This window comes from Bacillus sp. LR_5 (genome assembly GCF_042709275.1).
The window spans coordinates 1-9,119 of sequence record NZ_JAVAXX010000255.1 but is presented as its reverse complement, the minus strand read 5'-3'; the positions used below and the strand labels follow the sequence as shown (position 1 = coordinate 9,119).

General features: G+C 45.8%; 10 protein-coding genes. 9 read left to right on the top strand and 1 reads right to left on the bottom strand.

What is annotated here, in order from left to right; all coding sequences use genetic code 11:
* The 6 genes from RAC86_RS30440 to azoRB form a co-directional block, all read left to right on the top strand.
* A partial coding sequence (locus tag RAC86_RS30440; RefSeq protein ID WP_377886361.1) for an SDR family NAD(P)-dependent oxidoreductase occupies positions 1-490 on the top strand: 490 nt, incomplete at its 5' end.
* 109 nt (positions 491-599) lie between these two features.
* A complete protein-coding gene (locus RAC86_RS30435) occupies positions 600-1,172 on the top strand; it encodes a TetR/AcrR family transcriptional regulator (protein ID WP_038429633.1) in 573 nt (190 codons plus the stop codon).
* Positions 1,169-1,528: a DMT family transporter gene (locus tag RAC86_RS30430; protein ID WP_069837780.1), complete on the top strand. Its 360-nt coding sequence runs from the start codon at positions 1,169-1,171 to the stop codon at positions 1,526-1,528. Before RAC86_RS30435 ends, RAC86_RS30430 begins: the two co-directional genes overlap by 4 nt.
* Complete coding sequence (locus RAC86_RS30425) at positions 1,525-1,926, top strand: YvaD family protein (RefSeq protein ID WP_003242541.1); 402 nt, start codon at positions 1,525-1,527, stop codon at positions 1,924-1,926. The genes RAC86_RS30430 and RAC86_RS30425 overlap by 4 nt, the downstream gene beginning before the upstream one ends.
* A 163-nt stretch (positions 1,927-2,089) precedes the next feature.
* Positions 2,090-3,985, top strand: coding sequence for an FUSC family protein (locus tag RAC86_RS30420; RefSeq protein WP_377886359.1), 1,896 nt, complete (start codon positions 2,090-2,092; stop codon positions 3,983-3,985).
* Between the two features lie 159 nt (positions 3,986-4,144).
* On the top strand, positions 4,145-4,780 hold the full coding sequence (azoRB, locus tag RAC86_RS30415) for an FMN-dependent NADH-azoreductase AzoRB (protein WP_003243587.1): 636 nt from the start codon (positions 4,145-4,147) through the stop codon (positions 4,778-4,780).
* Between the two features lie 36 nt (positions 4,781-4,816).
* Here azoRB and iolW read toward each other — a convergent pair whose 3' ends face one another.
* Positions 4,817-5,893, bottom strand: a complete 1,077-nt coding sequence (gene iolW, locus RAC86_RS30410; protein WP_038429631.1) for a scyllo-inositol 2-dehydrogenase — start codon at positions 5,891-5,893, stop codon at positions 4,817-4,819.
* A gap of 127 nt (positions 5,894-6,020) precedes the next feature.
* On the opposite strand from iolW, the gene csoR reads away from it, so the two are divergent.
* The 3 genes from csoR (at position 6,021) to copA (ending at position 9,103) form a co-directional block, all read left to right on the top strand.
* Positions 6,021-6,326 carry a copper-sensing transcriptional repressor CsoR gene (csoR, locus tag RAC86_RS30405; protein ID WP_003228404.1) on the top strand — a complete coding sequence of 102 codons (306 nt, stop codon included), beginning with the start codon at positions 6,021-6,023 and terminating at the stop codon, positions 6,324-6,326.
* A gap of 75 nt (positions 6,327-6,401) precedes the next feature.
* On the top strand, positions 6,402-6,611 hold the full coding sequence (gene copZ / locus RAC86_RS30400; protein WP_003228406.1) for a copper chaperone CopZ: 210 nt from the start codon (positions 6,402-6,404) through the stop codon (positions 6,609-6,611).
* Positions 6,612-6,694: 83 nt separating this feature from the next.
* Positions 6,695-9,103: a copper-exporting P-type ATPase CopA gene (copA, locus tag RAC86_RS30395; RefSeq protein WP_119899760.1), complete on the top strand. Its 2,409-nt coding sequence runs from the start codon at positions 6,695-6,697 to the stop codon at positions 9,101-9,103.
* Positions 9,104-9,119 lie beyond the last annotated feature (16 nt).

Sequence of the window (9,119 nt, the reverse complement as noted above, 5' to 3'; positions counted from 1 at the left end):
CGACGATGAATGGTTTCGTTTTTTTGAAGTGAATATTATGAGCGGGGTAAGGCTGACACGCAGGTATTTGCATAACATGATAGAGAAAAAGGAAGGGCGTGTGATTTTCATTGCCAGTGAAGCAGCAATTATGCCGTCACAGGAAATGGCCCATTACAGTGCGACAAAAACGATGCAGCTGTCCATTTCCCGCAGTTTGGCGGAGCTGGCAACCGGCACGAATGTCACAGTCAACACCGTCATGCCGGGCTCTACCTTAACAGAGGGTGTGGAAACCATGCTGAACTCGCTGTATCCTGGTGAAAACCTGACTGTTCAAGAAGCTGAGGCACGTTTTATGAAAGAAAACCGGCCGACATCTATTATTCAAAGACTGATCCGTCCGGAAGAAATCGCCCACTTCGTTACATTTTTAAGCAGCCCGCTTTCCTCTGCGATCAATGGCGCGGCACTTCGGGCAGACGGCGGTTTGGTCCGCAGTGTCTTTTAAACCTCTCCCAACAGGAGAGGTTTTTTATATATTGTTGATTTCCATAAATTTCTGCCGTATAATATTGGTACCGAAATAGTTTTATTGGTACCGGAAGTGGGGGATTAATGTGGAAAAAAGAATTATGGCGGAAACCATCCGGCTGATCAAGCAGAAAGGATTTTCATTTACGATGAATGATTTGGCGGCAGCGCTGGGAACGAGCAAGCGGACGCTCTATGCATATTATTCATCTAAAGATCAGCTTGTTGAGGCGGTTGTCGAACAATTTATAGCTGAAATGAAGCAAATAGAAAGAGACATCTATGAAAATGAAAGTTTAAATGTGCTCGAAAAGGTGAAAAAAATGCTGATCAGCCTTCCGCAGGGGATGGAACTGCTGAACATGGGATTATTAAATGAACTAAAGAAATACCATTACGATGCGTGGCTTACATTAGACGCGTTTATTAAGGAAGAATGGGCGATTGTCCTAGCATTATTAAACGAGTGCAAACAGCAAAAGAGAATCAGAAACATCAATCCGGACCTGTTTGTTCACATGTATATAGGGAGCATCAATCAAGTGTATGACCCTGAATATCCGCTGAAACATCAGTTCACGACAGGAGAGGTGCTTGAATCAATTGTAGATGTTTTGTTTAACGGTATAACAGCTGATGAGGAGGCTGATGCGACATGAATTGGGTGTTTCTATGCTCGGCGATTTTGTTTGAGGTTGCGGGAACGGTCAGCATGAAGCTATCGTCCGGTTTTACAAAGCTTATTCCCAGTTTGCTGTTGATTTTCTTTTATGGAGGGAGTCTTTTCTTTCTGACGCTTACGCTTAAATCCATTGATGTATCTGTTGCTTATGCTGTATGGTCAGGGATGGGAATCGTCCTGATTACAGTCATTGGTTTTTTGTTTTTTCAAGAACATGTTAGTGTCATGAAAGTCATTTCAATTGGTTTGATTATTGCCGGTGTTGTGTCTTTAAACCTGATCGAGCATGCTGCGGTGTCTGAGCCGGTACATAAAAGCGGGCAGTACAAATGAGATATATGAAGCTGTTTTTTCTCGTGACTGATATCGGTTTTATCTTGTACTGGCTGTCAGCCGGGTTTTCGCTCATACCGGAAAGCTGGGCTTTTAAACATCATGACCATCCGTTTATGATTGCTTGGAACTGGTCTTTTTTTCCGCTGGATATCCTGATTTCTGTCACAGGGTTGTACAGCTTGTACCTACAGCGGGTGAATCGAGCTGACTGGAAGCTGATGGCGCTGATTTCTCTTGTGCTGACCTGTTGTTCAGGTCTGCAGGCGCTATCATTCTGGACATTCAGCAGTGACTTTGATCTTGTGTGGTGGCTGTTTAATGGGTATCTATTGATTTATCCTTTATTTTTTATTCACCTGCTCTTGAAGGAAGGCAGAAGGACAAAACAGTCCTGACAGGTGCCGCTTTTATAATAAACTGATGTCATGCAAGCAGAGACGGTATAAGTCTCTGTTTTTTTATCGGGCGCACCAATTGAGAAGCTAACCGCGTTTTTGGGCATACTAAAGCGAAGAAACGGGAAAAGTTCTACACATTCATTGAAAAGGATTTTGTCAAATGAACAAAACTGCTGCGAACAATCAAAGAATCATGCCTATCGTGAAGGATGCCTTTCGCATTCATGCAAATCCATTTCCTTGGAAAAAGGCTATCGGATCAGGTTTCGCTTCAGGGTTTCCTGTGCTGGTCGGTGCATTGGCAGGTCACACGGATTACGGATTAATTGCAAGTATCGGAGGCTTTGTTTATTTATATGCGGGCGGTGAATCGTACAAAAAGCGCGCCTTGAAGCTGCTCTTGGTTTCTATTGGGATCGCCCTCTCATTTGGTTTAGGGACGCTTTTGTCCGGGACGCTTTGGATGATGGCGGCTGTTTTGGGGCTGATCGGTGCAGCGGCGATGTTTATTTTTAGCGCGCTCGGCATTCAAGGCCCTGCGCCGATGTTTTTTGTCCTTGCCTTTTTAGTCAGTTCCGGGCTGCCGGCCGATCCTTCACAAGCGCTGTTCAGAGCGGGACTGACGTTTCTCGGCGGCATTTTCGCCATGGGTATCGCTTTAATCGGCTGGTTATGGAACAAACATGGACCGGAGGGAGCGGTGCTGCAAAAAACATATCATCAGCTGGCTGCATGTCTTTCAGCCGTCGGAACGCCAGGTTTTCATAACGCACAGCATCAGACGGTGCTCATGCTTAGAACAGCCCGACAAACGGTTCTTGGGAAAGGGAATAAACGGAAAAAATCGCGGCATGATGAACGGTTTTTCCGCCTGCTTGAAAAAGCTGACGACATATTCATTGCCATTATTCATTTTTCAGCTGAAACGCCGGACAGAGAGACCGCGCAGATTGAAAAGGCACTTCGCCAAACCGGAGATATGCTTGCGCATGCACGGGTTTCCGGTACGTTTCAGATTAATGAGAACGAATCTGAGCCTAGGCGGAAGCTGTTTGAAGAAATCAATGAGGTTTTGCATATCGCTTCAGGACGTTTTGATAAGCAGCTTGACGGGGAACCAAGCCGCCTGCCATCCTCTTTTTACTTTTTGAGAAATGCTTTTGACTGGAAGTCTCCAGTTTTGATTAGAGCGTTAAAGTACGGAATTGTTCTGTTTGCCGCCGATATGTTTGCCCTCGCATTCGGCTTTGCACGCTCCTATTGGATTCCGCTTTCGGCAGCAGCGGTCATGCTTGGCACTACTGTTGTTTTTACGCTTCACAGGGCTATTCAGCGTTCGGCCGGAACGGTGATCGGTGTTATGCTGGCAGGCGCAATCTTGTTTTTTAAGCCGGGCGGTGTTTATCTTGCGTTATGTATTGCAGCGCTGCAATGTCTTCTTGAGATGCTGATCGTCCGCAATTATGCGCTGGCTGTTCCCTTTTTAACCGCAAATGCGCTTGTTATCACAGAAAGTATGCATGGCGGCGCGGGTGCCGGTTATTTTATGATAGCGAGGCTGACTGATGTAGCTGTCGGCAGCTTGATCGGGCTGTTGGGAACAATGCTTTTGTGGCGGCGGTTTTCAACCAAGCGGCTGCCAGAACTTGTGCGGAATGTCATCCGGCTGGAAGGGCAGTTTATGGAGAAACTGTTAACCGGGCAAATTGCCGACGAACACAAGTTAAGGGTGAGTCTTGTCAGGCTTCGGGATGCGTATGACAAGGCGCTTGGCGAGTTTCCTCACGCGAATGCGGATGCGCTCTGGCCTGCCATTTCCGGTGCTCAGCACTTAGGGTACTATTTGCTCTCGGCGCAAGCTCACCGCCGTCCGTCTGCTCCGTTTTCTGATGAAGAGATCAACCAGCTGCGGGCGTTTTTTGAACAGGCTGAGCAATCCTTTATCATGAAAAGGATGCCTGCGGATATTCAAGTGCCGCATGTCCCTCATTATCCTCGGATCAGTAAAGAATTGTCCGCGCTGTATTCCGGCTTGAGAACAGCTTTTGAAAAGTAAGCTGTTTGGGAAAGTTAAATAATCTTTAATTCGAGATGTTTTACTTGAAAGTAAATTTCTTTGTCTCTATAATAAAGTCTAAGAGAGACAGAATAATCATTATGCATCTGTATGATAATAATTGATGTGTGATTTTTAAAAACGAAAGGGCTGGTAAAAATGGCAAAAGTATTATATATCACTGCTCATCCACATGACGAAGCAACTTCGTACAGTATGGCAACAGGTAAAGCATTTATCGAATCTTACAAAGAAGCGAATCCAAATGATGAAGTTGTACATATCGATTTGTACAAAGAAAACATCCCGCATATTGACGCAGATGTATTCAGCGGATGGGGAAAGCTTCAGTCAGGTACAGGCTTTGAAGAGCTTTCTGAAAGCGAAAAAGCGAAAGTAGGCCGTTTGGGAGAGCTTAGCGATCAATTTGCATCAGCTGATAAGTACGTATTTGTTACTCCTTTATGGAACTTCTCATTCCCGCCAGTGATGAAAGCGTATCTCGATTCTGTTGCTGTTGCAGGAAAATCATTCAAATACACAGAACAAGGTCCTGTCGGCTTGTTAACTGATAAAAAAGCAATTCATATCCAAGCGCGCGGCGGCTACTATTCAGAAGGCCCTGCGGCTGAGATGGAAATGGGGCACCGCTACATCGGCATCATGATGAACTTCTTCGGCGTACCATCATTCGATGGCATTTTCGTAGAGGGACATAATGCGGAGCCTGATAAAGCACAGCAAATCAAAGAAGACGCGATTGCGCGTGCGAAAGAAGCAGGAAAAACATTCTAATGAAAAAGCCTCCCCTTATTTGGGGAGGCTTTTGTTTTAGTGCTCCAGCATAATGGTTCGTTTCTCTTTACTGCTTTCCATCGCGGCTTCAATGATGCGGATGACATTAATACCTTCCTCAGCAGTGACTGGCAGCGCAGCACCTTCTCGTATGCTTTCCGCTATTTTACGGTAATAAGTAAGGTAGGAGCCATTTACTGATGGAATCGTTTCTGTTTTTTTGCCGGAGCCACGAATGGTTGTAAGCTGTCCGTAAAACTCCGGATCATCTGCACCCCAGCTGTCATCCTCTGGTTTTCTTCCCGCTCTGAGTGCGTCTTCCTGTCCGTCAATTCCGTATTTGATAAAGCTGGAATCTTTTCCATGGATTTGATAACGAGGTCCGTTTGCCGGAACGATTGATCCTCCGTATAGAATGGCTTGAAGCTTGCCATAATCCAGGGTTAAATGAAAATAGTCAACCGTTTCGGCATTTTCCCGCTGGGCCATCACTTTTGCAGTCACGGCTTTAGGCATCCCAAACAAATGCAGGGTTTGGTCTATGATGTGGGAGCCGAGATCATACAGCGTACCAGTGGCAGTGCCTTCTTTTTCCCGCCACCGCGCTTGAACTTCAGGTCTGTAGCGGTTATAGGAAACTTGATATGTATTGATATCTTCAAGGGATCCCTCAGAGATCAGCTTTTTAATCGTTAAAAAATCGTTATCCCAGCGTCGGTTATGATATACGCTTAATAATACGCCTTTTTCATCGGCAGCCCTTTTTAATGTTTCCCCCTCTTCGGCCGTTGCTGTCATTGGTTTTTCCATCACAACATGTTTTCCGGCCTGTATGCATGCCATAGCATGCTCGTAATGAAGGCCGCTCGGGGTGGTGACAATGACAAGCTCAATGGCAGGGTCATTTGTGATTTCCTCAAGCTCATGTACAACCTCAGCATCTGGAAAATCCCGTTTCACTTCTTCTGTCCGAGATGTCATGATTTTGCTGATTTGATATTCATCCAGAACATCCAGCAGCGGCCCGTGAAAAACAGAACCGGACAATCCGTATCCTAATATCCCAACCTTGATCGTATCCACTTTTCTTCTCCCCTTTAAAAGCGTTATCAACAGAAGTATATACCCTCCTGATCAAATGGTAAAACCTAACTGATTCATTTTTTGCGTCGGCATGCTTAGACAACCGTTTGGACAATCAGTATAATGGGAATTAATATCATTAAACAGAGGTGTGCGCATGGAAAAGCATAACGAACATAAAACATTAAACCATAAAAGCTCGAAAGAAAAAGATCAGATTACAAACCGGCTTAAGCGGATTGAGGGTCAAGTCAGAGGCATTCAAAACATGGTGGAAAACGACAGATATTGTGTAGATATTCTTGTGCAAATTTCAGCTGTTCAGGCGGCAATGAAAAATGTGGCGCTTCATTTGCTTGAGGATCATGCCCATCATTGTGTTGCAGATGCCATCAAAAGCGGAGACGGGGAACAGGCCATTTCTGAGCTTTTGGACGTATTTAAAAAGTTCACAAAATCATAAAGCGTATTTTTATTGTAATACCCTACGGGGGTATGGTAGGATAAAAATACAAAGAATAAACAGGAGGAATTGATTATGGAACAAAAAACATTGCAAGTTGAAGGAATGTCCTGTCAGCACTGCGTCAAAGCAGTAGAAACAAGCGTAGGAGAACTGGACGGCGTCAGTGCCGTTCATGTCAATCTGGAAGCGGGTAAAGTCGATGTTTCGTTTGATGCTGACAAAGTATCAGTCAAAGATATTGCGGATGCGATAGAGGATCAGGGCTATGACGTAGCTGAGTGATTCAAGGTATCGCGCCTTTAGGGAGGCGCGATATTTCTTTCATTTTTATATACCCCCCAGGTGTATATAAAGGAGTGAGTATGTTGAGTGAACAAAAGGAAATCGCGATGCAGGTCTCTGGTATGACCTGTGCGGCATGTGCTGCCAGAATTGAAAAAGGCCTGAAGCGGATGCCCGGTGTCACGGATGCAAATGTTAATCTGGCAACGGAAACATCAAATGTAATCTACGATCCTGCTGAAACAGGGACTGCAGCGATTCAAGAAAAAATAGAAAAGCTGGGCTATCACGTCGTTACAGAAAAAGCTGAATTCGATATTGAAGGCATGACCTGTGCGGCTTGCGCCAATCGGATTGAAAAACGGCTTAACAAAATAGAAGGCGTCGCAAATGCTCCAGTAAACTTCGCTTTAGAAACAGTTACGGTCGAATACAATCCAAAAGAAGCGTCTGTCAGCGATTTGAAAGAAGCGGTAGATAAGCTTGGATATAAGCTAAAGTTGAAGGGTGAACAGGACAGTGAGGCTGCTGCTAAAAAGAAAGAAGAACGGAAGCAAACGGCGAGACTGATTTTTTCAGCTGTCCTGTCGTTTCCATTGCTTTGGGCGATGGTGAGCCATTTTACATTTACATCATTCATTTGGGTACCGGATATATTTCTCAATCCGTGGATGCAGTTTGCGCTGGCGACACCAGTCCAGTTTCTGATCGGCTGGCCGTTTTATGTGGGTGCGTATAAGGCGCTCAGAAATAAAAGCGCCAATATGGATGTATTGGTCGCCCTCGGTACGACGGCTGCTTACGCTTATAGTCTTTATCTTACTTTTCAAAGCCTTGGCTCTCACGGGCATACAGACGGCCTTTACTATGAAACAAGCGCGATTTTGCTGACGCTGATTTTATTAGGCAAGTTGTTTGAAACAAAAGCAAAAGGCCGTTCCTCGGATGCGATTAAAAAGCTGATGAAGCTTCAAGCGAAAACAGCGACTGTTGTAAGAGACGGACAGGAGCAAATCATCCCGATCGACGAAGTGCTTGTTAATGACATTGTTTACGTCAAACCTGGCGAACGAATTCCTGTCGACGGAGAAGTGGTTGAAGGCCGTTCAGCGGTTGACGAATCGATGATTACAGGAGAAAGTCTTCCTGTTGACAAAAATCCTGGTGACAGCGTGACAGGTTCAACCGTTAACGCAAACGGCTTTCTGAAAATTAAAGCTGTCAACGTCGGAAAGGATACTGCGCTTTCTCATATCATCAAAATTGTTGAGGAAGCACAAGGGTCAAAAGCACCGATCCAGCGTCTCGCTGACCAGATTTCAGGCATTTTTGTACCCATTGTATTGGGGATTGCCGTTCTCACTTTTCTCATTTGGTACCTTTGGGCGGCTCCTGGCGATTTTGCTGAAGCGATCAGCAAGTTCATTGCGGTTCTTGTCATTGCCTGTCCTTGCGCCCTCGGTCTTGCCACTCCGACGAGCATAATGGCTGGATCTGGACGCGCTGCTGAATTCGGGATTTTATTTAAAGGCGGCGAGCATTTAGAAAAAACACATCGTCTCGATACCATTGTTCTTGATAAAACCGGAACCGTGACAAACGGGAAGCCGCATCTGACAGATGCCATTCCATTCGGCCATTTTGAAGAAAAAGATTTGCTTCAATTTGCAGCGGCAGCGGAAACGGGATCAGAGCATCCGCTTGGCGAAGCGATTATTGCTGGCGTGAAAGATAAAGGGCTTGAGATACCGAAACTTACCCGCTTTGAAGCAAAAGTCGGCGCAGGCATTTTGGCTGAAGCCGGAGGAAAAAGCATTCTCGTCGGCACAAGAAAATTAATGGAGAGCGAACAGGTTGAGCATGGGGCTCTTCTCGCCCAAATGGAAGAGCTAGAGGCCGAAGGGAAAACAGTTATGCTTGTATCCATTGATGGAGAAGCAGCGGGGCTAGTAGCAGTTGCAGATACGATTAAGGATACGTCGCGGAAGGCTGTTGCCCGTCTGAAAGAGTTGGGCCTTGATGTCATCATGATGACAGGAGACAATCGCAGAACCGCAGAAGCCATCGCGAAGGAAGCGGGAATTGCGAATATCATTGCGGAAGTCCTTCCTGAACAAAAGGCGGCGGAAATCGCCCGCTTGCAAAAAGAAGGCCGCCAGACAGCAATGGTAGGCGACGGAATTAACGATGCGCCGGCGCTTGCCACAGCTGACATCGGCATGGCGATTGGAACTGGCACGGACATTGCCATGGAAACAGCAGACATTACACTGATTCGCGGCGATCTAAACAGCATTGCTGACGCAATCCGCATGAGCAGATTGACAATGAAAAACATTAAACAAAACTTATTCTGGGCGCTTGGCTATAACAGCCTCGGCATCCCAATCGCAGCACTTGGATTTTTAGCACCGTGGATAGCAGGAGCAGCAATGGCATTCAGCTCCGTTTCCGTTGTTCTGAATGCTCTTCGTCTGCAGAAAGTAAAATGAAAAACCGGCTATATGC

Excerpts from the sequence above, each read along its gene's own strand:
- copZ (WP_003228406.1), top strand. The coding sequence starts at position 6,402 with ATGGAACAAAAAACATTGCAAGTTGAAGGAATGTCCTGTCAGCACTGC.
- RAC86_RS30430 (WP_069837780.1), top strand. The coding sequence starts at position 1,169 with ATGAATTGGGTGTTTCTATGCTCGGCGATTTTGTTTGAGGTTGCGGGA.
- RAC86_RS30420 (WP_377886359.1), top strand. The coding sequence starts at position 2,090 with ATGAACAAAACTGCTGCGAACAATCAAAGAATCATGCCTATCGTGAAG.
- csoR (WP_003228404.1), top strand. The coding sequence starts at position 6,021 with ATGGAAAAGCATAACGAACATAAAACATTAAACCATAAAAGCTCGAAA.
- azoRB (WP_003243587.1), top strand. The coding sequence starts at position 4,145 with ATGGCAAAAGTATTATATATCACTGCTCATCCACATGACGAAGCAACT.
- RAC86_RS30425 (WP_003242541.1), top strand. The coding sequence starts at position 1,525 with ATGAGATATATGAAGCTGTTTTTTCTCGTGACTGATATCGGTTTTATC.